This window comes from Corynebacterium gallinarum (assembly GCF_014837045.1).
GTDB classification, from domain to species: domain Bacteria; phylum Actinomycetota; class Actinomycetes; order Mycobacteriales; family Mycobacteriaceae; genus Corynebacterium; species Corynebacterium gallinarum.
The window spans coordinates 1-22,032 of the sequence record NZ_JACSPR010000001.1; the positions used below are offsets into that span (position 1 = coordinate 1).

A 22,032-nucleotide genomic window follows, 5' to 3' on the forward strand; every position below is an offset into this window, starting at 1 on the left:
CCCCCCCCCCCCCCCCCCCCCCCCCCCCCCCCCCGGGGGTGGGTTGACCCCGGGCTGATTTCCACCCGCCGGTGGAGGTTGTTGACATATCCGCAGGATATTCAGCGGTTTTACCTATTTACCGAGGATAACGGCCACGTAAACGATATTTTTCATTACCCTTCTATGGCATTTCCGGTTATGGTTATAGGCATGAGCAATAAGGAGTACCGGCCCACATTAGCGCAGCTGCGTACATTCGCGACGATCGCGGAGTGCAAACACTTCGGTACCGCTGCATCGAAACTGTCCATTTCCCAACCGTCACTGTCCCAGGCTCTCGTCGCCCTGGAGACCGGTCTCGGGGTGCAGCTGATTGAACGCTCCACGCGCAAGGTCATCGTCACCCCCGCCGGCGAGAGACTCCTCCCCTACGCCAAATCCACCCTGGATGCCGCCGAGTCCTTCCTAGCTCACGCACGCGGAGCCAACGGTTCCCTCACCGGCCCCCTGACCGTCGGTATCATCCCGACCGTGGCCCCCTATATCCTCCCCTCACTGCTGTCCATCGTGGACGCCGAGTTCCCGGATCTGGAGCCGCACATCGTCGAGGACCAGACCAAGCACCTGCTGTCCCTGCTGCGGGACGGCGCGATCGATGTTGCTGTCATGGCGCTGCCCTCCGAGACCCCGGGCATGATGGAGATCCCCCTCTATGATGAGGACTTCGTGGTCGTCGTCCCCGGGGACCACGATATGGCCGGACGCCAGGACCTCCAGCTGACCGCGCTCGATGAGCTGGAACTGCTCCTGCTTGACGACGGCCACTGTCTCCACGATCAGATCATCGATCTCTGCCGACGCGTGGATGTCAACCCCATCAGCTCCACCACCGCAGTCACCCGTGCCTCCAGCCTGACCACGGTCATGCAACTGGTGGTCGCCGGCATGGGTTCCACCCTGGTCCCGGTCAGTGCCGTGCCGTGGGAATGCACCCGCGACGGTCTCGCCACCGCCAACTTCGGCCCCGATGTGGTGGCCAACCGTCGCATCGGGCTGGTGTACCGCTCCTCCTCCTCCCGTGCGGAGGAATTCGAACAGTTCGCCCAGATCCTGCAGCGCGCCTTCGACGAGGCTCTGAAAAACGCCCAGGACACCGGTATCCAACTCAAGGACAACGATCCGATCATTCCGCTGCCCGTGTAGGGTGACCGCGGCCCGGATACCCCAACGCCCCCTTCCTTGTACTGTCGCCCTGATCGGTGATCAGGACACAAGGGAGGGAGCGTTGTCGGCTCTGGGGGTCGTTACCTGGCGGTTACGGTTATTACCTGGCGCGGTGTTCCACCGGCACCCGCCCACCACTCATCTGTCGATACAGGTGGGCGGAGATGAGCACACTGACCGGCATGAAGATGACCAGACCGAGCAGCAGCGTCAGTGGCACGGCGATCATGATGACCACCGTGGACAGGATGCTGTAGAGCAGCAGCTTGGGGTAGTTGCGAGCCGCATCCGCCACACCGTGGGTGACAGCGCCGACCGCGGTCTCCCGGCCGTCGGAGGTGTAGTAGATCCAGTAGCTGTACAACGGGCCGAGCAGACCGGAGATCACGAGCAATGCGAGTAGGCGGGTGAACACCGCGCTTTCCACGGCGAACTCCCCTGTTCCTTCATCAAAGCTCAGCGCCTCCACAGCATCACCCTGGATGGCGGTGCTGACCACCAGCCCCACCACCGTCATGATGAACAGCAGAAGGGCCGTCTGCCCCACATTGATGGGTCGGAAAAACTCCGGAATCCTGGCGCGCCGCCCGTCGGTCTCGATGAGCGCGCCCCGGATCACGCAGATGGCGATCGCCCAGATGATTACTGATGTCACCAGGTTGAGAATGACATTGGCCGGTGACAGCGGGTCGTTGCTCATCGCGGCATCCGGGTCGATGGCGAACATCAGGAAGCCCAGGAGCGTGGACAGGAGGATGAACAACAGGCCCACCAGGACGGTGCCCAGGATCCAAACCGCCGGGTTGGCAAAGACCGCCTTGAACCCGAACCGCACGGCACGCATGATATTCACCTGACCGTTGGTGGTCTCCAGTGGGGTGCCACCCTCATCCTGCCCGGTGTACTGCCCGAACGTTCCCTGACCGTAACCGGTGTAGGCATCATCACGAGGGCTGTAGCCCTGGTAACCACCACCCGGATAGGGTTCGTAACCGGAATACGCCGGTCCCCCGGCATCCCCACCACCCTGCGGGTAGCCGCCCTGGGGATAGCCAGCGCCATATCCGGGATTGAACCCGCCCGGGGCATCCTCCGGGTGGCTGGTGCGGTGGTAGCGCTTGGGAACATCGCCATCACCGCGGTTGTGTCCCTCACCGTGCTGGTAGCCGTCAGGATCATGAGAGGGTGTCTGTTCACCACTGCCGGCTGGATCAGAAGCACCGTGATTGTTCTGGTTGTCCCCGAACTCCGGATCTGATTCCGGGCCCTGGCCCGGTGTGTTGTCATCGCGGGTCATGGTTGTCCATCTCTCCTCTTCCTCGACTGTCGCCAGGCTCACCCCGGGGCCGCCCAGGTTCGCTCACCGGGGGTCGGGGCAACCGTGGCGTACGACGCATTCTGATTTCAGGGTACTCGCAGCCGAACTCGAATGAGCAGCGGGGAGCAAGTAGAATGACCAGCTAGCCATGACTACACCTGAGAACGCTCCCACGCGAGCTGAACTTTATGAACTCCTCGACGGGGTTTCGCTCACCGATGAACGGTCTTTCCGTCGCCGGCTCCAGAAGGCCCGGTCCCCCCGGGCACTGACAGCCATCCGGACGGATATCGACAAGGCCCGCCAGCGGGTCGATGCCCGCGCCGCCCTCGTTCCTGAGATCACCTACCCGCAGTCACTGCCCGTCAGTGCGCGCCGGGAGGACATTGCCGAGGCGATCAGGGAGAACCAGGTGGTCATCATCGCCGGTGAGACCGGTTCGGGTAAAACCACCCAGATCCCGAAGATCTGTCTCGAGCTGGGACGCGGGCGCAGGGGTCTGATCGGCCACACACAGCCGCGTCGACTAGCAGCACGCACCGTCGCCGAGCGCATCGCCGATGAGCTGGGGCAGAGCATCAGTGAGACCGTCGGTTATGCCATCCGTTTTGATGACCGCGTGTCCCCCTCCACCGCGGTCAAACTCATGACGGACGGTATCCTGCTGGCGGAGATGCAGCGCGACCGTTTCCTTAATGCCTATGACACGATCATCATCGATGAGGCACATGAGCGTTCCCTCAACATCGATTTCCTGCTGGGATACCTGCGGCAGCTGCTGCCGAAACGCCCCGATCTCAAGGTGATCATCACCTCCGCGACGATCGATCCGGAGCGTTTTGCCACCCACTTCGCCGATGCCGACGGCAAGCCCGCCCCGATCATCGAGGTGTCGGGACGTACCTTCCCCGTGGAGGTCCGTTACCGCCCGCTCGAGGTGGTACAGGGCGACAAGGTCATCGACATCGACCCGCTCGATGGTCTGTGTGATGCCATCGAGGAACTCATGCTGGAAGGCTCGGGGGATATCCTCTGTTTCTTCCCCGGCGAACGCGACATCCGCGATGCGATGGAGGTCATCGAGGGACGTAAATGGAAGGGCGTGGAGGTCACTCCCCTGTTCGGGCGGCTGTCCAATGAGGAACAGCACCGTGTGTTCCGCCCCCATTCAGGCCGTCGTATCGTGCTGTCCACCAACATCGCGGAGACGTCACTGACTGTCCCGGGCATCCACTATGTCGTGGACACCGGCACGGCCCGTATCTCGCGTTATTCCGTGCGCACCAAGGTGCAGCGCCTGCCCATCGAACCGATCTCGCAGGCCAGCGCGAACCAGCGGTCGGGTCGTTGTGGTCGTGTCGCCGACGGCATCGCCATCCGACTGTATTCGGAGGAGGATTTCCAGTCCCGTCCGGAATTCACCGACCCGGAGATCATCCGCACCAACCTGGCCAGTGTCATCCTGCGGATGGCGTCGCTGCGCCTGGGTGATATCAGCGATTTCCCCTTCGTCCAGGCCCCCGAACAGCGCGCGGTCCGTGATGGTCTGCTGCTGCTCCACGAACTCGGTGCACTCGCCGAGGATGCCGCGGAGGACGGCTCACCGCAGCTCACCCCGGTCGGTAGGGACCTGGCACAGATCCCGGTTGATCCGCGCATGGCCCGCATGCTGGTCGAGGCCAACAGGCTCGGGGCGCTGCACCCGGTCATGATCATCGTGGCCGCCATGACCATCCAGGATGTCCGGGAACGCCCCCTGGAGTTCCAGGCCCAGGCGGATCAGGCCCACGCACGGTTCAAGGAGATCACCAGTGATTTCCTCAGCTACCTGAAACTGTGGGAGTACATCAGCGACCAACGCGATAACACCAGTGGCAACGCATTCCGCAAGCAGATGAAGAAGGAATTCCTCCACTACATGCGTATCCGCGAGTGGTGGGATCTGGTCCGCCAGCTGGAGCAGGTCGGCCAGCAGCTGGGGTGGTCAGCCAAGGAGAATGTGGCCAGCACCGCCAGCTCCGACATCATCCACCAGTCACTCCTGTCCGGTCTGCTGTCCCAGATCGGTGCCCGTGACGGTGACAGCCGGGAGTTCACCGGTTCCCGTGGCACGAAGTTCATGATCTTCCCCGGGTCGCCCCTGTCGAAGAAACCACCCCAGTTCGTCATGGCGGGACAACTGGTGGAGACCTCACGCCTGTGGGCCCGCGATGTGGCGAAGATCGAGCCCGACTGGGTGGAGAAGATCGCCGGCTCCCTGATGAAACACCAGTACTCCGAACCGCACTGGTCCACCAAGCGGGGTGCTGCGATGGCGCACCAGAAGTCCACGCTCTACGGCGTCACGATCATCGCCGACAAGGTGGTGCCCTATCACCGGGTGGACCCGGCGGCTGCCCGCGACATGTTCATTCGTCATGCCCTCGTCGAGGGCGAGTGGACCACCCATCACCGGTTCTTCCATGACAACGCGGCCAAGCTGGAGAATATCGCCGAGCTGGAGGCTAAGGCCCGGCGCCGTGACATCATCGTCGATGAGGACACCCTCTTTGATTTCTATGATTCCCGTCTGCCGGACACCATCACCACCTCCCGGCATTTCGATTCCTGGTGGAAGAAGACATCCCGGACAGAACCGGACCTGCTGGATTTCGATCCGGACAAGCTGGTCAACGCGGATGCGGAAGCCATCCCGGAGGAGGCCTTCCCCGACAAGTGGCACAAGAACGGCCTGATCTTCGATCTGAGCTACCACTTCGAGCCGGGACACCGCGACGATGGTGTCACCGTCCTCCTTCCCGTGCCGGTTCTCGGCGGCTTGGATGACGAGGGCTTCGACTGGCTCGTCCCCGGCGTCCGTCTCGACCTGGTCACCGAGCTCATCCGCACCCTGCCCAAAGCTTTACGACGCACCGTTGTCCCCGCCCCGGAATTCGCCCGTCGTGCGCTACCACTGCTGCACCCCTACGCATCCCCGCTGACCTTCCAGCTGGCGGATGCCCTGCGGTCCCTCGGTGGCAGTGGAATCAACGCCTCGGACTTCTCCCCGGAGAGGCTCCCCGACCACCTGCGGATCACCTACGCCGCGGTGGACAAACGGGGAAAGATCATCGACCGGGACAAGGACCTGAACGCACTGAAGGACAGGCGGTCCTCCCAGATCCGGGCATCCGTGTCCCGCGTGGCGCGTACCTCGGAGCAGGATGAGGTTGCCTCCTGGACCCGGGAGACCCTGGGCACGATCGACGAGGAGATCGAGACCACCGTGGACGGCCAGAAGGTCACGGCCTTCCCCGCACTGGTGGTGACCCCGACGGGTGTGTCTGTCAGGGTGTTCCCCACCCGCGCTGCCGCCGACGCCTCGATGATCACCTCCACCCTCACCCTGTTGATGCGGGAGATCGAGGTCAATCCCAAACAGATGCTCAAGGGTCTGCCCCTGCAGCAGAGGGTTGCCGTGGACAACTATCCCCACGGTGGTTCCGAGGGTCTGGTCGCCGACGCCCGCGTCGCGACCATCCGTGATCTCATGTTCACCCACGGCGGAGCTGTGCGCACCCCGGAGGATTTTGAGAAGCTGCTGGCCGCGGTCAAACCCGCCGTGGCGGGTGAGGTGCGCCGGACCATCGTCGAGTTGGCCCCCGCCCTGGTGCGCTTTGCCCACATCGCTTCGGAGCTTGAGGGGTGGACGGGACCGGCGATCGATGACATGACCGCCCAACTGGAGTTCCTCCTGCCCGCGCAGGCGATCAGTATCCACGGGGCCCAGCGCCTGCGTCACCTCCCCCGTTATCTCCATGCCATGACCATCCGTCTGGAGGAGATGAACCGGGATCCGGACCGGGATGCCGACCGGCAGGATGAGATCCAGGAGGTGGAGAAGTATCTGGATGATCGCCTGGCCAAGTTGCCGGCCAATCGCCGTAACACCCGCGAGGTCAAGGACATCCGGTGGCAGATTCAGGAGCTGCGGGTCAGTCTGTTCGCCCAGCGCCTGGGCACCCCCAAACCGGTGTCAGCTCAGCGGGTGCGGAAGATGGTCGACAAACTGCGCTGATCTAGCCCGGTTGGGTCTGGCTGTCCCTGCCCTGCCTCCGCATCAACCGGATCTCCTTCTCGAAGTCGTCGGCGCTCTCAAATGACTTGTATACCGAGGCGAAACGGAGGTAGGCCACCTCATCCAGCTCGCGGAGGGGATCAAGGATGGCCAGGCCGATATCGTTGGCGCGAACCTGGGAGCTGCCACTGCTGCGGACTGTTTCCTCCACCTGCTGGGCGAGGCGTTTGAGGGAGTCATCGGAGACATCCCGCCCCTGGCAGGCCCGCCGCACACCGGTGACCACCTTCTCCCTGCTGAATGGTTCGGTCACCCCGTTGCGCTTGAGCACCAGCAGCACGGCCTTCTCAATGGTGGTGAACCGTCCCTGGCACTGACTGCATTCCCGCCGGCGACGGATCGCGCTCCCCGCCTCGATGACGCGGGAGTCAATGACCCTGGAATGACCGTGCTGACAAAACGGGCAGTACATGCGGTGTTTTCCTTCCCTCCGCATCTTCCTCACTCCGGTGGAGAAAGACGCTTACAGTCAGTCTAGGTCACCGGGCCAGCCGTTCCCCACCCTCACCGTTGCCCGCCCAGGGTGTGGGGTTCAATATCGAGCCCCACCATCTGGGTTTCGCTGTAGGTGGGCAGGGATTCCTCCTGCCCGGTTTGGGACAGAAGGATCCCGGCGAAGATCACCAGTCCGAAAAAGGCCCCGCCCGCCCATTGTTTGAGGTTGTCACTAATCGAACGCGCCAGATGGTGGTCCGCCTCGAGCGCAAAATCTGCCGCGTGTGTCTCTCGCACGGAGCGTACCGGGGTGTTCGAATGGATTCCCGGCGCTGGATGACCCTGCAATCCCCGGAGGTGAATCGCCCTATTCGAATCCTTAAGCGTTCGAACATGTACTGGATTCGACTGGAAGATCTGTGCCCGGCCACCTCCCCACACAGCTGCAGGCGGCACCACCACACCCCCTCGAACTTCTCCATCTCGACCATTGTGACCTGCTGTTATGGAAATCGCCATGACCCTGCCCCTTTCACCTGCACACATTTTACAAAGCCGACCCGCCACAATCGAACATCGTTTTCGTTCACATGTTCGACTAAGTCCTCTTTCTGATTTATAGCACCCAGGAAGAATGATGTCTACAACCAGCCCGAAAAAGTCGAACACCCGTACCATTTCCCCAGGAGAGCATGTATGGTTGAGGCAACAGAACCCGTAAAAACGGTTCGAACAGTCCCCCGCTTCGCACCACCTATCCGTCGACCCGGCTGCATCCCAGGTTCGGACTGATGGTCGAAACCACCCGGACACCGTCTACAACCAACTGGAAGGACCCTTACCCCATGGCCACCGAGAAGACTCCCAAGGCCCGAGGCAGTCGGGGCAGCCGCACGGTGACGATGCTGCCCAACGGTAAACCCGATCCCGCCAGCCTCTCCGACCGTCAGCGCAGGATTCTCGAAGTCATCCGGGATGCGGTCGTGCTCCGGGGATATCCACCGAGCATCCGGGAGATCGGTGACGCGGCTGGTCTGCAGTCCACCTCGTCCGTGGCCTACCAGCTGAAGGAACTGGAGAAGAAGGGTTTTCTCCGCAGGGATCCGAACAAGCCCCGTGCGGTCGATGTCAGGCATCTGCCGGACACCGACAACCGCATCAAGGCCGGCCCGAAGGCGAAGGCCCGATCCGCCGCAGGTGGCTCCCCGCAACCGGAGCTCGCCAGCAGCACCTCATTCATCCCCGTGGTGGGCAAGATCGCTGCCGGCAACCCCATCCTGGCTGAGCAGAACATCGAGGAGTACTACCCCCTGCCCGCCGAGATCGTCGGCGACGGGGAACTCTACATGCTGCAGGTGGTCGGCGAGTCCATGCGGGACGCCGGCATCCTCGACGGTGACTGGGTTGTGGTGCGGTCCCAGCCGGTCGCGGAACAGGGTGAATTCGTCGCCGCCATGATCGAGGGCGAGGCAACCGTCAAGGAGTTCCACAAGGATGCATCCGGCATCTGGCTGCTGCCCCACAATGATTCCTTCGCCCCGATCCCCGCGGAGAATGCGGAGATCATGGGCAAGGTCGTCTCGGTGATGCGCAAGCTTTAACCCCCACCAACGGACCACCCCGTTCGCCCGACCCCTGTTGTCGCGAACGGGGTTCTTGCCGTCCTGACCACATTCGGGGGTGGCCAGGGAAAGTCGGGCATTCAGACCCGATAGTGGTTTTATTGTGGGTTTGGCGTGGTCTTGGACTGTTTTCAGCATTACTCCTGCCCGATCTAGTGAGATTTTCCCTGCTTCCCACCCCGGGGCGGTAACTTTTCATGGGATTCGGGTGTTGGATAGTGCGATAATGGAAAACAATAACGGGCATATATTTTAAAATGTCTTTTTGCTTTAAGGAGTGGCATGTACGCAGAGGAACGACGTCGTCAAATCGCCTCACTGACGGCGGTTGAAGGCCGGGTAAATGTCACTGAGCTGGCGGGGCGGTTCGACGTGACGGCCGAGACCATCCGCAGGGATCTCGCGGTGTTGGACAGGGAGGGCATCGTCCACCGTGTGCACGGTGGCGCGGTCGCCACCCAGTCCTTCCAGACAACTGAATTGAGCCTGGACACCCGCTTCCGGTCCGCCTCATCAGCCAAGTACTCCATCGCGAAGGCCGCCATGCAGTTTCTGCCCCCGGCCAACGGTGGCATGTTCCTTGATGCCGGAACCACCGTCACCGCGCTGGCAGACCTGATTGCGGAGCACCCCAACGCCAAGCAGTGGTCGATTGTCACCAACTGCCTGCCCATCGCGCTCAGTCTGGCCAATGCGGGCCTCGACGAGGTTCAGCTGCTGGGAGGCAGCGTGCGCGCGATCACCCAGGCGGTGGTCGGCGACACCGCCCTGAGGACACTGGCGCTGATGCGGGCTGATGTGGTGTTCATCGGCACCAACGCCCTCACCCTGGATCACGGACTGTCCACCGCGGACTCCCAGGAGGCGGCGATGAAATCGGCGATGATCACTAATGCCCACAAGGTGGTGGTGCTCTGTGATTCCACGAAGATGGGCACGGATTACCTGGTCAGTTTCGGCTCCGTCGATGATATCGACGTGGTGGTCACCGACTCCGGCGCACCGGAATCCTTCGTGCAGCAATTGCGCGAGCGCGATGTCGAGGTGGTGATCGCGGAATGATCCTCACCGTCACGGCCAGCCCCTACCTGCTGAGCACCAATGATCTCTCCCGCCCCATCGAGATCGGGGGGATCAACGACATGTCGCAGGCATCAACCGTGGCCGGTGGATTCGGCGCTGGGGTGGCCAACACACTGTTCCTCGGTGGCATGGAAACGCTCAGCATCTTCCCCGCCCCGGAGATCTCCCATTACCTGCGTCTGGTGAAGATGTCCGGTCTCCCCCATGAGATCATCCCGGTCGCCGGCCCCATCCCGATGCATTTGACCATGCGCGATCAGGAGGGTGCGGAAACCGAGTTCAAGAACGCACCCATGCCCCTGGATGTCTCGCAGCTGGCGATGCTGCGGGATCTGGTCGTCAGGAAGGCCGAGGACGCGGCCTGGGTGCTCCTCGGGGGTGAACTCCCCTCAATCGCTCCGGCGGCCTGGTTCGTCGATGTGGTCAGATCACTGACCCTGTACCACCCGCAGGTCAGGGTGGCCATCTCCACCACCGGGGCTCCGCTGCGGGCGGTGGTCCGACAACTGGCCGCCTCCCAACCCCACCTGCTGGTGCTCACGGGTGAGGACCTGGAGATCAGCTGTGGCAAGGAACCGGGTGAACTCAGGACTGCGTGGGGCAACGGTGACATCGCCACGGTGGTGGATGTCGCACGCGGGTTGATCAACAAGGGCATCTCTGAACTGCTCGTCATGGTCAACCGGGGCGAAGCCATCCACATCACCGGTGATGAGGTCTATGTCTCCACCTTCACGGGCACCCCGGGTAAGCAGGGGGTGTCCTGGAGGGAATCCTTCGTGGCGGGTTTCCTGTCGGCGGCCAAGCAGGAACGCACCCCCGAGGAACGGCTGTCCTACGCCATGGCCTATGCCAACGCACCGGGCAGTGAATGGGACAACTTCATCCCCACCCCTGATCGTGTCAGCCCCGGCGAGGTAGCCACGGTCCGGCAGCCCTAGGCACCACCAAACATCACGAAACCTGCAGTACATAGTTGATCCCGGCCCCCAAGGGGTGCCGGGATCAATTCCTTCTAACCTGCGGCGATGACCGCCCGCACCACATCGCGGGCCTGCTGTGAGTCCTCCGCATCGAGGGCCGCCTCCGCAGCCTGTCGGCAGGTGGCGAGGTCAACCTCTGCCAGCTGAGCCCCCACCCCGGCGAGTGCGGTGGACGCGGCCGACAGGGAGTTCACACCCAGGCCGGTGAGCACCACTGCCAGCAGTGGGTCGGCCGCGGCCTCACCACAGATACCCACGGGCACATTCTGGCGCTGGCCCTCATCACAGGTCATCTTGATCAGACGCAGGACCGCGGGTTGCCACGGATCGGTCAGGGAGGCCAACCCGGGGGCCATGCGGTCGGCAGCCATCGCGTACTGGGTGAGATCGTTGGTGCCGATGGAGACGAAGTCCAGGTGGGGCATGATCTTGTCCGCCATCAGGGCCGCGGCCGGGACCTCGATCATCGCACCCGGGATCAACCCGCGTTCACGGCACAGCCGGGCGAACCACTTCGCCTCCCCGACCGTGGCGACCATCGGTGCCATCACCCAGGTGGGGGCCGTGTCATCCCGGCCCAACTCCGTGGCGGCACGCGCGATCGCGTCGAGCTGGCGGGTGAGCAGACCCTCATTGTCAAAGGCGATGCGCAGACCGCGGACACCGAGGGAGGGGTTCATCTCCTCCGGCATGGAGGTAAAGGGAACCGGCTTGTCAGAACCTGCATCCAGGGTGCGGACAACCACCTTGGACTCGGGGAATGCCTCCAGGACCCGGGCATAGATATCCGCTTGTTCCTCCACCGATGGCTCCTCGGTGGAGGACAGGAAACACAGTTCTGTGCGGAAGAGACCGATTCCCTCGGCCGCGGTGGTGGAGGCGGTCCGGGCGGTGGCGCCATCCTGGACATTGGCCAGCAGCTGGACGCGGTGGCCGTCGCGGGTCTGCGCGGGCCCCGTCCACTGTGCGATCTTTGCAGCCAGTGCGCGGGACTCCTCCACCTGCGCCAGGGCTGTGTCCTCATCGGGGTCGACCAGGACGGTGCCCAGGGAACCGTCGATAAGCACCTTCGTTCCGGAGCTGATCCGGTTGATGCCGGTGCCGGTGGCCACGATGCAGGGGACGTTGAGCTGGCGGGCGATGATGGCGGTGTGGCTGGTGGGTCCACCGAGTTCAGTGACCAGTCCGACGAAGAGATCGGTGTCCAGCGCGGCGGTGTCCGCCGGGGAGAGATCCTCGGCGAACAGGATCACCTGACCATCCACGGCGGGCAGGCCGGGCTCGGACTCCCCGCGCAGCTCGGCGATGACGCGGTCCCGGATATCACGCAGGTCCGTGGTGCGCTCCGCGATGATCCCCCCGGCCTTCTCGAACATCGCGATGAACTTATCCGTGGCCAGGACCACGGCATACTCGGCCGGGTGACCGGCCTTGACGTTCTTGGCCACGGCCCTGCGCCACCCACGGTCATCGACCATGCCGGCGGTGGCCTTCAGCACCTCGGAGGCCGCCCCGGTCGCGGATTCGGACCGCGTGAGCAGACGGGACGAGATAGTGTCCGCCGCCACGGTGAAACGGTTCTGCTCATTCTCCCGGTTATCCTCCGGGATTTCCGCCCCGGCGGTGGGCAGCGCTGGTCGTGGAGTGATCCACACAGCACTGGCATATCGGATTCCCCCGACCACACCGGTGCCCTTGAATGAAGTGTCATGACTCACATCGGCCACGTTAACCACCTGCCCTCACGGTAGACATCTCTTTCTCTCAAGATCACCATAAAATCCACAATTTCGCAACAAATCCAACACGCCCATATTGACAAACAAACATGTACCAACATAAATTAACAGTTAATGCGTCACACTTCTTCAATTAATGAGATCTGTAACACATTGCATATCCGTTTATGTTTGGCATCGGTGGGCGCCAGTGTCCGGAAACACCTCCGGTCACATGACAACAGCCGACGCCGCGGGTTGGGTGACCTGGTCCCCCAACGGGAACACCCATGAACAACCGGGGTTCCCCTACTGCTCTCCCAACAGCTCCGCACAACTCATCCAATCCCGGAGGTGGGCATGGTCTCCGTTCGCGGGCGACAGACTGAGATCCTCGCGCTCCTGGCGCACACGGGCCGGGTCGGGGTCGGCATGCTCGCCGAGCACTTCGGGGTGACCTCCGAAACCATCCGGCGTGATCTGCGGGTGCTGGAGGACCGTGGCCAGCTCCAGCGGGTCCACGGGGGCGCCATCCCACCCGGGAAGGGGGTCCACACCACAACCCCCCAGCCCGACCCCACCACCGATGTCATCGCCCTCGCCCGGCTGGCCGTCGACTTCATCCAACCGGACACCCGGGGCATCTTCCTGGACTCCGGTCCGGTGGCCCTGGCCGTCGCCGCTGTTCTCGGGGAGATCCACGGCGATGGCAGGTGGACGGTGGTCACCACCTCCCCGGCCGCCGGCATGATTCTCGCCCGGGCGGGCCTGCCCCGGATCACCATGACCGGTGGCCGGGTGTCCCGGGTGAGCCAGTCCCTCACCGGCAGGACAGCCGTGGAGATGATCACGGCCATGCGCGCCGAGATCGCCTTCGTCTGTCCAGATGGTCTGGTGGATGCCCACAGTGTCACCGCACTTGATCCGGCAGCCGGGGCGACCCGGCGGGCCATGATCACCAACTCCTCGTTAACCGTGATGATTCTCCCCGCGGCCTCCCTGGGACAACCCAGGGGCATCACCTTCGGCGATCTCTCCGAGGCCGATGTGGTGGTCACCGACGCCGATCCCGCTACACCCCCGCTCATGTTCCCGTCCGCTAGCAATATTCAGGTGGTTACTCCTTGATTGTCACACTGACCCCCAATCCCAGTATCGATTCAACCCTCGCCCTCGGGGGCGAACTGACCCGCGGCGAGGTACAACGTCTGGAATCTGTCACCGCCGTTGCCGGTGGCAAGGGCATCAACGTCGCGCACGCGGTCTTCCTCGCCGGCGTGGATACCGTGGCGATCTTCCCCGCGGGACGCCTCGATCCATTCGTCCCCCTGGTCCGGGAGGTCGGTTTCCCCATCGAGACCGTCCTCATCCCCACCAATGTCCGCACCAACAGCACCATCACGGAACCGGACGGCACGACCACCAAACTCAACGGGCCGGGAGCCCCCCTCAGCCAGGCGCACGTCACCCGGTTGGAGAGAACGCTTGTCGACGCCCTCGTCCCCGACGTCACCTGGGTCGTGCTGGCCGGTTCGCTCCCCCCGGGAGCTCCCCTCGACTGGTACTCGCGCCTGACGGCGCTGGTGCACCGGAAATGCCCGACCGCCCGCGTGGCGGTGGACACCTCCGATGCGCCGCTGCAGGAACTGGGCCGGCACCTCGACGAGCCCGGTGCCGCCCCGAACCTGATCAAGCCGAATGGCCGGGAGCTGGGTCAGCTGGTCGGTGTCGATGGCCAGGAACTGGAGAACAAAGCACGCAACGGGGACTACGCCCCCATCATTGACTGCGCGACGCTGCTGGTCGAACGCGGCATTGAGCAGGTGCTGGTCACCCTCGGCGAGGCCGGGGCGGTCCTGGTCAATGCAGAGGGCGCCTGGGTGTCCTCCACCCCGGAGATCACCGCGGTGTCCACCGTGGGTGCGGGTGACTGCGCCCTGGCCGGTTTCGTCCTCGCCCGGACCCGGGGGCTGTCCATCCCCGATTCCGTCCTCCAGGCGGTCGCCTACGGCTCCACCGCCGCCGCCCTGCCGGGCACCACCATTCCACGTCCCGATCAGATCACCACTAAGGGTGCCGAGGTCAAGAAAGTTGTTGAGGAAAACCACTCATGAATAACGTCATTAACGCCTCACTGGTGAGGCTGGATGTCGACTTCGGTGCCACCACCACCGAGGTTATCAATAATCTCGCCTCCGTCGTCGAATCGGCCGGCCGTGCCAGCTCCGCGGAGGCCCTGGCGGCGGATGCCCTGGAGCGGGAGGCGAAATCGGGCACCGGTGTCCCCGGTGGTGTGGCCATCCCCCACTGCCGTTCCGAGGCCGTGGAGACCGCCACCCTGGCGTTCGCCCGCCTGAGCCGACCGGTTGATTTCAGCGGTCCCGACGGGGACGCCACCATCGTCTTCCTCATCGCCGCCCCCGCCGGCGGCGGCAAGGAGCACCTGAAGATCCTGTCCAAACTCGCCAGGAACCTGGTGAAGAAGGATTTCATCGACGCGCTCAACACCGCCCGGACCGAGGAGGAGATCGTCGAACTGGTCGACGCCGTCCTCAACCCCGCCCCGAAGGAAACCGCACCGGTGCGGGAATCGGTGGCCACGGAGGCGTCGACAAGCACCACCCGCATCGTGGCGGTGACCGCCTGCCCGACCGGGATCGCCCACACCTACATGGCCGCCGACGCCCTGAAACAGAACGCCGACAGCCGCGATGATGTGGACTTCCACGTGGAGACCCAGGGTTCCTCAGCGGTGACCCCGCTGGATCCCGCCATCATCGAACAGGCGGATGCCGTCATCTTCGCCACCGATGTCGGTGTCAAGGACCGCGAGCGTTTCGCCGGGAAACCGGTCATCGAATCCGGTGTCAAACGTGCCATCAACGAACCCGCCGTGATGCTCGATGAGGCCATCGCCGCGGCGCGCAACCCGAATGCCCGCCGTGTGTCCGGTACCAGGTCCGTCGCGTCCCCGGGCGAGGAGACCGGTGCCCAGCTCGGCTGGGGCAAGCGCATCCAACAGGCGGTGATGACGGGTGTGTCCTACATGGTGCCGTTCGTGGCCGCCGGTGGTCTGCTGCTCGCCCTGGGTTTCCTCTTCGGCGGTTACGACATGTCCAACGGCTGGTCCGCCATCGTCACCGATCACTCGCTGACCAACCTGCCGGGCAATACCGTCGAAGTTGACGGTGAGATGATGGACTTCGCCCGGTCCGGGTTCCTGCTCTACATCGGTGCCGTGCTCTTCGCCACCGGCCAGGCGGCGATGGGCTTCATCGTCGCCGCACTGTCCGGGTACACCGCCTACGCCCTGGCCGGTCGCCCTGGCATCGCACCGGGTTTTGTCGGCGGTGCGATCTCCGTGACCATCGGCGCCGGGTTCATCGGTGGTCTGGTCACCGGTATCCTCGCCGGTCTGATCGCTGCGTGGATCGGTTCCTGGAAGGTTCCCCGCGTGGTGCAGTCGCTGATGCCGGTGGTGATCATCCCGCTGCTGACCTCCCTGGTGGTCGGTCTGGTGATGTACCTGCTCCTCGGCCGTCCGCTGGCCTGGATCATGATCTCCCTGCAGGACTGGCTGAGCTCCATGTCCGGTTCCTCCGCCGTGGTGCTCGGTATCATCCTAGGTCTCATGATGTGCCTCGACCTCGGTGGCCCGGTCAACAAAGCCGCGTACCTGTTCGCCACCGCCGGACTCTCCACCGGCGATGAGGCCTCCATGCAGATCATGGCCACCGTCATGGCCGCGGGTATGGTGCCGCCGATCGCGATGTCCCTGGCCACCCTCCTGCGCGCCCGCCTGTTCACCCCGGCCGAGCAGGAGAACGGCAAGTCCTCGTGGCTGCTCGGACTCGCCTTCATCTCCGAGGGTGCCATCCCGTTCGCCGCGGCTGATCCCCTGCGCGTGATTCCGTCGATGATGCTCGGTGGTGCCACCACCGGTGCGATCTCCATGGCCCTGGGCGTGGGATCCCGCGCCCCACACGGCGGCATCTTCGTGGTCTGGGCGATTGATCCGTGGTGGGGTTGGCTGATCGCCCTGGCCGCGGGCACCGTGGTGTCCACCATCGCGGTGGTGGCGCTCAAGCAGTTCTGGCCGAACAAGGCCACCGAGGCGGCCGTGGCCGCGGCCGCCAGGACAGGCACTGCCGGAACTGCCGGTTCCACCCCCGCCACCGTCTGATACCCGCCGTCCGGGTTTACCCGGGCGGTCGTGGCGCCCCTGTTCGGGCATCACTAGACTTGAAACACAACATACCGGCCCCCACACCCCCAGCGGGTGGGGCCACCAACCGCACCTCAACTGTCGGATCCCGTCCGGTATCCCGGGTGCAGAGAAAGGATTTTCCATGGCTTCCAAGACCGTTACCGTTGGTTCCTCCGTCGGCCTGCATGCACGCCCCGCCTCGCTCATCGCCGAGGCCGCCGCAGGATTCGATGAGGAGATCCTGCTGACCCTCGTTGGTTCCGACGATGACGAGGAGACCGACGCCTCCTCCTCCCTCATGATCATGGCGCTGGGCGCGGAGAACGGTGATCAGGTCACCGTCACCTCCGACAACGCCGAGGCCGTGGAGAAGATCGCCGCCATGATCGAGCAGGATCTGGACGCCGAATAACACCGGACACCCCCGGCAACAACAATGATCCCGGTCGGGATCCGAGCAGCCCCACCAGTGATGGAGAGCTGTCCGGATTCCGACCGGGATCAGTTTTATCGTAGCGAAGAGTTAGGCGGTGCTGTTCCGCTACACGTGGGCCGGCACCTGGCAGACCTGCACGTAGACATCGGTGATCATGGTCTCCGGGCTCTGGAGGGAGGACGGGGTGGTGACGTACTCCTCCCAGCCGACGGTGATGGCGGGCATCCTGCACCCGAACTCCTCGATGTCGGTGAACGCCTGGTTCCAGGTCTCCTCCAGGCCGTCGTAGGCTCCGGTGTGACGGCTGTGGAAGGTCTTCATGCCGCGGAAGTGGTGGAGGGCGACATCATCGATGTCCCCGCCGGACTGGCTGAGTGCACCTCTGCGCAGGGTCTCCGCGTGGACCGGGGACACGGGGAAACCGACGAGGATGTCCACCGTGTCGGAGACCTCACCGAAGTAGTAGGCGCGGCCGGGCCCGACCGGTTCAATACCTTCAATGGTGAGCATTTTGCGGATTTCCGAGAAACCACGATCAAAGAGATCGGTGATCTCATCGGAGGAGATGATCACTCGGATGCCCACCACATCATGGGCGGGAATCTTCTCAAACCGGGTATCAGTGAGCAATGTTGGCGGTTCCTAAGCTAACTCGTGCCGTTCCCGCCACCTCGGTGGTGTGCGGGGGCCGATCAGATCATTCGATCGGGTGATGGAAGAGTAGAGTACACCCCTTTGGCGCCAGACAAAACCGCCCCGGGTCGGAAACCTCCCGATCCCGTCATGAACAGGGCATTCGCCTGATGAACCTCAGGGCTGGACAGGTCAGTGGTTGAACTTCGCCCCCTTGCCCTCACCGACGGTGACATACAGTCGCTTCATGATCGGGTACAGCACGATGATGCCGACCGAACCCCAGGCGATACCCTCCAGGGTCACGCCGAAGATGGTGAGGGTGAGGTTGCCGATGCCGGCCACCAGGGCGACCGCGGCCATGGTGAGGTTCACCGGGTTGTTGAAGTTGACCTTGTTGTCCTGCCAGATGCGGATACCCAGCATGCCGATGAGACCGTAGAGCACCAGTGTCGCACCCCCCAGCACGCCGACGGGGATGGTGAAGATGAGGGCACCGAACTTGGGGATGAACGCCAGGGCGATCGCGGTGAAGGCCGCCACCCAGTAGGCCGCGGTGGAGTAGACACGGGTGGCGGCCATGACGCCGATGTTCTCCGCGTAGGTGGTAGTACCGGAACCGCCGAACCCACCGGCGACGGTGGTGGCCAGACCATCGGCGATGAGGGCGTTGCCGGCCAGGTCGTCGAGGTTCTCACCGGTCATCTCAGACACGGCCTTGACGTGCCCGATGTTCTCGGCCACCAGGACGATGACCACCGGCAGTGTCACCAGGATCGCCGAGAGCTGGAACACCGGGGTGTGGAACTCGGGCAGGCCGACCCAGGCCGCGGAGCGGATCGCCTCGACGGAGCCATCCGCCAGATTCCCGGTCAGGGCCGCAAACACCCAGCCGACCACGACACCGATGAGGATGCCCAGGCGCGCAACCATCCCCCGGCCCGCCACGGTGGCCAGCAGGATCACCATCAGGGTCACCGTGGCCACGAGGGGCTGGGCCTGGTAGTTGGCCGCCGCGGTGGGCGCGAGATTCAGGCCGATCAGGGCGACGATCGCACCGGTGACGGTCGGGGGCATGACGGCGTCAATGACGCGTCGACCCGCCGCCTTGACCAGGAAGCCGATACCGACGAGGACGAGGCCCGCAACCAGCACACCACCGATCTGGACGCTGATGCCCTGTGTCTGGGTGGCGGTCAGTGGCGCGATAAAAGCGAAGGAGCTGCCGAGATAGGAGGGAAGGCGGTTTCTGGTGATCAGCAGGAAGAAGATCGTTCCCAGACCGGAGAAGAGCAGGGTGGTGTTGACCGGGAATCCGGTGAGTGTGGGAACCAGCAGGGTGGCGCCAAACATGGCGACCACGTGCTGCATTCCGATGCCGATGGTGCGCCCCCAGCTGAGTCGCTCACGAGGAGCGACTACTGCGCCGGGTTCAATTTTTCTGCCGTCTCCGTGGACGGTCCATCCCCAAGTTGAAGTCACGAGCACTCATTATCTGCTACGCAGGCGCTGCGGGGAAATCGGGAGGTCTGATCGTTGGGCGATCGTGACCCGGCGCGACCGCCGTGAGGGCTCAGATGAGAGGCTTAACTCGCTGCGGCTTCATCGTGTGGGGCATCCCCGCGGTCGGTGTCCACCGCGTACTTCTTCAACTCTGCAGCCAGCTGCGCCGGGATGCGCACATCCATGAGTGTGCCGTCCACCGAGTAGTCCTCCGACAGGACCGTTCCGTACTGGTGGATGCGGGAGACGATATCTCCCCGGGTGAACGGGATGGACAGCGTCAGGCGGGTGTCACGGGAGTTGAGGAACAACTCGATGCGTGCCTCCAGCTCCTTGATGCCCTCACCCGTCAAAGCGGAGACGAACACCACATCATCGAGGGCGTGCCGCAGTTCGGCCAGGGCGAGCGGGTCGGCCTGGTCGATCTTGTTCACCACGATGATCTCCGGGGGTGGGGTCTCCCCGGTGGTGCGGATGATGTCACTGATGACACTGTTGACCGCCTCGATTTGCTTGAGCGGGAACGGGTCGGAACCGTCCACCACGTGCAGCATGAGGTCAGCTTCCACGACCTCCTCCAGGGTGGACTTGAATGCCTCCACCAGTGAGGTCGGCAGGTGGCGGATGAACCCGACGGTGTCGGTGAAGACAACGTGGCGTCCATCGGCGAGTTCCGCCTTGCGGGTGGTGGGGTCCAGGGTGGCGAAGAGCGCATCCTCGACGAGCACACCGGCGCCCGTCATCGCATTGATGAGGGAGGACTTGCCGGCGTTGGTGTACCCCGCGATGGCGATCTGTGGGACGAGTGATTCCGAACGCTGTGAGCGTTTGACCCCACGGGCGGTGTCCATGCCGGAGAGTTCACGGCGCAGACGCGCCATGTCGGAACGCAGTCGACGGCGGTCCGCCTCGATCTTCGTCTCACCTGGACCACGCAGGCCCACACCACCGTTGGAACCGGCGCGACCACCGGCCTGGCGCGAGAGGCTGCCACCCCAGCCACGCACACGGGTGATGAGGTATTCCATCTGGGCCAGCGCCACCTGTGCCTTACCCTCACGGGATTTGGCGTGCTGGGCGAAGATGTCCAACACCAGCATCGTGCGGTCGATGACCTTGATGTTGAGTTCACGTTCCAGCGCGACCAGCTGGGAGGGGCTGAGTTCACCGTCACAGACCACGGTGTCCGCGCCGGTGGCCTCGATAATCTCCTTGAGTTCACGGACCTTACCCGAGCCGATGTAGGTGCCGGGGTCCGGCTTGTCACGCTTCTGGTAGAGCGATTCGATGACCTCGGCGCCGGCGGTATCAGCCAGGGCGGCGAGTTCGGCGAGGCTGGCATCGATCTCGGCGGTGGTGCCTTCGGTCCACACCCCGACGAGGATGACGCGTTCCAAGCGGAGCTTTCGATACTCCACCTCGTAGATGTCCGCGGCATCGTCGGAGTGGATGGTGGTTTCGCGGCGCCTGATGGCCTCGCGGTCCTCGAGGTCGAGTTCACCGACCGAGGGGGCGTCACCGTCCTGGGTGGGCCGTTGGTCAGCGCCACGACGGGGAGGCTCGGCGGGGATCAGACCCGAGAGGTCGAAACCGGTGGTTTCAGTAATCGGCTCACGCTTGACATGGTCGTGGAAAGCCTGGGCGAGGAGGTCCTCGTGGTTAATCTTGTTCTTTTCATCCATTGTTCACCATTGTTCCATGTATCTGACCCGGGTGGCCAGACCTTTCCCAACGCTGGTAGCGAACACACGGCATCCGCATCCACCCCGGGGTGGGCTACCACTCCCTGAACAACGTGGGGAGCGGTGATATTCCCGGGAAAGTGGTGGTGACAGATCATCCGCCCGCAACGTGACTCACGCCCGGTGCGCGGGATACACTGTTTCGCATGATTAGTGACCTGAAGAGTATCGGCATGGACTTCGCCCGCTGGCAGGATGCGGTGGAGGCGGCCATCGCCTCCCAGCGACTGGAGGTGACCGGTGAGGTACGCGGTGGGCAGCTCATCCGGTTCTCGGATGAGTCCGGTGCCCAGATCAACATCCTGGCGGTGGAGCCGTTTGCCACCTACGTCGGTTTCTCCTCCTCCACGGTGGCCTACGGTCATGTCAGCATGATCAATGATGTGCTGGCACTGATCGACATCATCGATCCCTTCGGCAACAATGTCACCACCGTCACCGCCAATCTCGCGCAGGGCCCCCTGCTTGTCGACGAACCTGTCCAGCGGTGGCAGATGCTCGCCGTCACCGCCCTCGGCGTGGATGTCCAGGTGGATGCCAGCGCCGATGAGTACCTGCTCAACGGTGGTGAGGTGGTGGGCATGCTCACCTCCGAGGGTGCCCTGCAGGTGGCCAGTGGCAGCGGTGCCACCGTCCCGGATGCCTCCGCGGAGTTCTCCGCACGTGTGCTCTCCTCCGAGTACCGCACCAACGCATTGACCGGCCAGCGGTTCATCCACGCCACCGTGGATGGTTATTTCGCCTTCGATCTGTGCCTTCCGGATGCCCCGGAGCTCCCCGCACGTGATTCCATCGTGTCGGGCAAGGTGCTGCTGGCCGCCTCCGTGATCCCCCAGGCCGGCGGTGGTTGCGGCAGCGATGGTGGCGGCTGCGGTTCCGGATCTTGCGGTTGCGGCGGCCACTAGTCCGGGCGGGGTGAACCCGCCACCGATCGGGGTGGTTTCTGCACAACCCGCGGATCATCATTAGTGTGATGTGAGATATCGCCCCACAGCTACGGCCCCGATGCCCCCCTTCCCCAACCTTCAG

At 63.8% G+C, this 22,032-nt stretch carries 17 protein-coding genes; 10 read left to right on the forward strand and 7 right to left on the reverse strand.

The window, feature by feature from the left end:
* Positions 1-192: 192 nt before the first annotated feature.
* On the forward strand, positions 193-1,185 hold the full coding sequence (locus tag H9627_RS00005; RefSeq protein ID WP_191731986.1) for a hydrogen peroxide-inducible genes activator: 993 nt from the start codon (positions 193-195) through the stop codon (positions 1,183-1,185).
* Between the two features lie 121 nt (positions 1,186-1,306).
* Here H9627_RS00005 and H9627_RS00010 read toward each other — a convergent pair whose 3' ends face one another.
* Positions 1,307-2,503: a DUF2189 domain-containing protein gene (locus tag H9627_RS00010; protein WP_191731987.1), complete on the reverse strand. Its 1,197-nt coding sequence runs from the start codon at positions 2,501-2,503 to the stop codon at positions 1,307-1,309.
* A 169-nt stretch (positions 2,504-2,672) separates the two neighbouring features.
* Here H9627_RS00010 and hrpA point away from each other — a divergent pair, with 169 nt between their 5' ends.
* Positions 2,673-6,581 (forward strand): ATP-dependent RNA helicase HrpA, encoded by a 3,909-nt coding sequence (hrpA, locus tag H9627_RS00015; protein WP_191731988.1) that lies wholly within the window; start codon positions 2,673-2,675, stop codon positions 6,579-6,581.
* Position 6,582: 1 nt separating this feature from the next.
* Here hrpA and nrdR read toward each other — a convergent pair whose 3' ends face one another.
* Together nrdR and H9627_RS00025 are read right to left on the reverse strand one after the other, a co-directional pair.
* Positions 6,583-7,053, reverse strand: coding sequence for a transcriptional regulator NrdR (gene nrdR / locus H9627_RS00020; RefSeq protein ID WP_191731989.1), 471 nt, complete (start codon positions 7,051-7,053; stop codon positions 6,583-6,585).
* Between the two features lie 92 nt (positions 7,054-7,145).
* Positions 7,146-7,373, reverse strand: a complete 228-nt coding sequence (locus H9627_RS00025) for a hypothetical protein (RefSeq protein WP_318247732.1) — start codon at positions 7,371-7,373, stop codon at positions 7,146-7,148.
* A 548-nt stretch (positions 7,374-7,921) separates the two neighbouring features.
* Between H9627_RS00025 and lexA the strand changes: the two genes are divergently transcribed.
* From lexA to H9627_RS00040, 3 genes are all read left to right on the forward strand, one after another.
* Positions 7,922-8,677 carry a transcriptional repressor LexA gene (gene lexA / locus H9627_RS00030; RefSeq protein WP_191731990.1) on the forward strand — a complete coding sequence of 252 codons (756 nt, stop codon included), beginning with the start codon at positions 7,922-7,924 and terminating at the stop codon, positions 8,675-8,677.
* A 303-nt stretch (positions 8,678-8,980) separates the two neighbouring features.
* On the forward strand, positions 8,981-9,760 hold the full coding sequence (locus H9627_RS00035) for a DeoR/GlpR family DNA-binding transcription regulator (RefSeq protein ID WP_191731991.1): 780 nt from the start codon (positions 8,981-8,983) through the stop codon (positions 9,758-9,760).
* A complete protein-coding gene (locus tag H9627_RS00040; RefSeq protein WP_191731992.1) occupies positions 9,757-10,722 on the forward strand; it encodes a 1-phosphofructokinase in 966 nt (321 codons plus the stop codon). Before H9627_RS00035 ends, H9627_RS00040 begins: the two co-directional genes overlap by 4 nt.
* Before the next feature lie 74 nt (positions 10,723-10,796).
* Here H9627_RS00040 and ptsP read toward each other — a convergent pair whose 3' ends face one another.
* Positions 10,797-12,491 (reverse strand): phosphoenolpyruvate--protein phosphotransferase, encoded by a 1,695-nt coding sequence (ptsP, locus tag H9627_RS00045; RefSeq protein WP_404826179.1) that lies wholly within the window; start codon positions 12,489-12,491, stop codon positions 10,797-10,799.
* Positions 12,492-12,842: 351 nt separating this feature from the next.
* Here ptsP and H9627_RS00050 point away from each other — a divergent pair, with 351 nt between their 5' ends.
* The 4 genes from H9627_RS00050 to H9627_RS00065 all read left to right on the forward strand — a co-directional run bounded on the left by H9627_RS00050 (position 12,843) and on the right by H9627_RS00065 (position 17,101).
* On the forward strand, positions 12,843-13,610 hold the full coding sequence (locus H9627_RS00050) for a DeoR/GlpR family DNA-binding transcription regulator (RefSeq protein ID WP_191731994.1): 768 nt from the start codon (positions 12,843-12,845) through the stop codon (positions 13,608-13,610).
* Positions 13,607-14,596, forward strand: coding sequence for a 1-phosphofructokinase (locus H9627_RS00055; RefSeq protein WP_191731995.1), 990 nt, complete (start codon positions 13,607-13,609; stop codon positions 14,594-14,596). The genes H9627_RS00050 and H9627_RS00055 overlap by 4 nt, the downstream gene beginning before the upstream one ends.
* Positions 14,593-16,665: a PTS fructose transporter subunit IIABC gene (locus tag H9627_RS00060; protein WP_191731996.1), complete on the forward strand. Its 2,073-nt coding sequence runs from the start codon at positions 14,593-14,595 to the stop codon at positions 16,663-16,665. Before H9627_RS00055 ends, H9627_RS00060 begins: the two co-directional genes overlap by 4 nt.
* 166 nt (positions 16,666-16,831) lie before the next feature.
* Positions 16,832-17,101, forward strand: coding sequence for an HPr family phosphocarrier protein (locus H9627_RS00065; protein ID WP_191731997.1), 270 nt, complete (start codon positions 16,832-16,834; stop codon positions 17,099-17,101).
* A gap of 129 nt (positions 17,102-17,230) precedes the next feature.
* Here H9627_RS00065 and H9627_RS00070 read toward each other — a convergent pair whose 3' ends face one another.
* The 3 genes from H9627_RS00070 to hflX all read right to left on the reverse strand — a co-directional run bounded on the left by H9627_RS00070 (position 17,231) and on the right by hflX (position 20,943).
* A complete protein-coding gene (locus H9627_RS00070) occupies positions 17,231-17,755 on the reverse strand; it encodes a hypothetical protein (protein WP_191731998.1) in 525 nt (174 codons plus the stop codon).
* A 195-nt stretch (positions 17,756-17,950) separates the two neighbouring features.
* Positions 17,951-19,246: a uracil-xanthine permease family protein gene (locus H9627_RS00075; RefSeq protein WP_191731999.1), complete on the reverse strand. Its 1,296-nt coding sequence runs from the start codon at positions 19,244-19,246 to the stop codon at positions 17,951-17,953.
* 98 nt (positions 19,247-19,344) lie between these two features.
* Positions 19,345-20,943 (reverse strand): GTPase HflX, encoded by a 1,599-nt coding sequence (gene hflX, locus H9627_RS00080; RefSeq protein ID WP_191732000.1) that lies wholly within the window; start codon positions 20,941-20,943, stop codon positions 19,345-19,347.
* A gap of 206 nt (positions 20,944-21,149) precedes the next feature.
* Between hflX and H9627_RS00085 the strand changes: the two genes are divergently transcribed.
* On the forward strand, positions 21,150-21,908 hold the full coding sequence (locus tag H9627_RS00085; RefSeq protein WP_191732001.1) for a hypothetical protein: 759 nt from the start codon (positions 21,150-21,152) through the stop codon (positions 21,906-21,908).
* Positions 21,909-22,032: the final 124 nt, after the last annotated feature.

Bases quoted from the DNA above. Each gene is read 5' to 3' on its own strand.
- H9627_RS00005 (WP_191731986.1), top strand. From the start codon at position 193: ATGAGCAATAAGGAGTACCGGCCCACATTAGCGCAGCTGCGTACATTC.
- H9627_RS00010 (WP_191731987.1), bottom strand. From the start codon at position 2,503: ATGACCCGCGATGACAACACACCGGGCCAGGGCCCGGAATCAGATCCG.
- hrpA (WP_191731988.1), top strand. From the start codon at position 2,673: ATGACTACACCTGAGAACGCTCCCACGCGAGCTGAACTTTATGAACTC.
- nrdR (WP_191731989.1), bottom strand. From the start codon at position 7,053: ATGTACTGCCCGTTTTGTCAGCACGGTCATTCCAGGGTCATTGACTCC.
- lexA (WP_191731990.1), top strand. From the start codon at position 7,922: ATGGCCACCGAGAAGACTCCCAAGGCCCGAGGCAGTCGGGGCAGCCGC.
- H9627_RS00035 (WP_191731991.1), top strand. From the start codon at position 8,981: ATGTACGCAGAGGAACGACGTCGTCAAATCGCCTCACTGACGGCGGTT.
- H9627_RS00040 (WP_191731992.1), top strand. From the start codon at position 9,757: ATGATCCTCACCGTCACGGCCAGCCCCTACCTGCTGAGCACCAATGAT.
- H9627_RS00050 (WP_191731994.1), top strand. From the start codon at position 12,843: ATGGTCTCCGTTCGCGGGCGACAGACTGAGATCCTCGCGCTCCTGGCG.
- H9627_RS00060 (WP_191731996.1), top strand. From the start codon at position 14,593: ATGAATAACGTCATTAACGCCTCACTGGTGAGGCTGGATGTCGACTTC.
- H9627_RS00065 (WP_191731997.1), top strand. From the start codon at position 16,832: ATGGCTTCCAAGACCGTTACCGTTGGTTCCTCCGTCGGCCTGCATGCA.
- hflX (WP_191732000.1), bottom strand. From the start codon at position 20,943: ATGGATGAAAAGAACAAGATTAACCACGAGGACCTCCTCGCCCAGGCT.
- H9627_RS00085 (WP_191732001.1), top strand. From the start codon at position 21,150: ATGATTAGTGACCTGAAGAGTATCGGCATGGACTTCGCCCGCTGGCAG.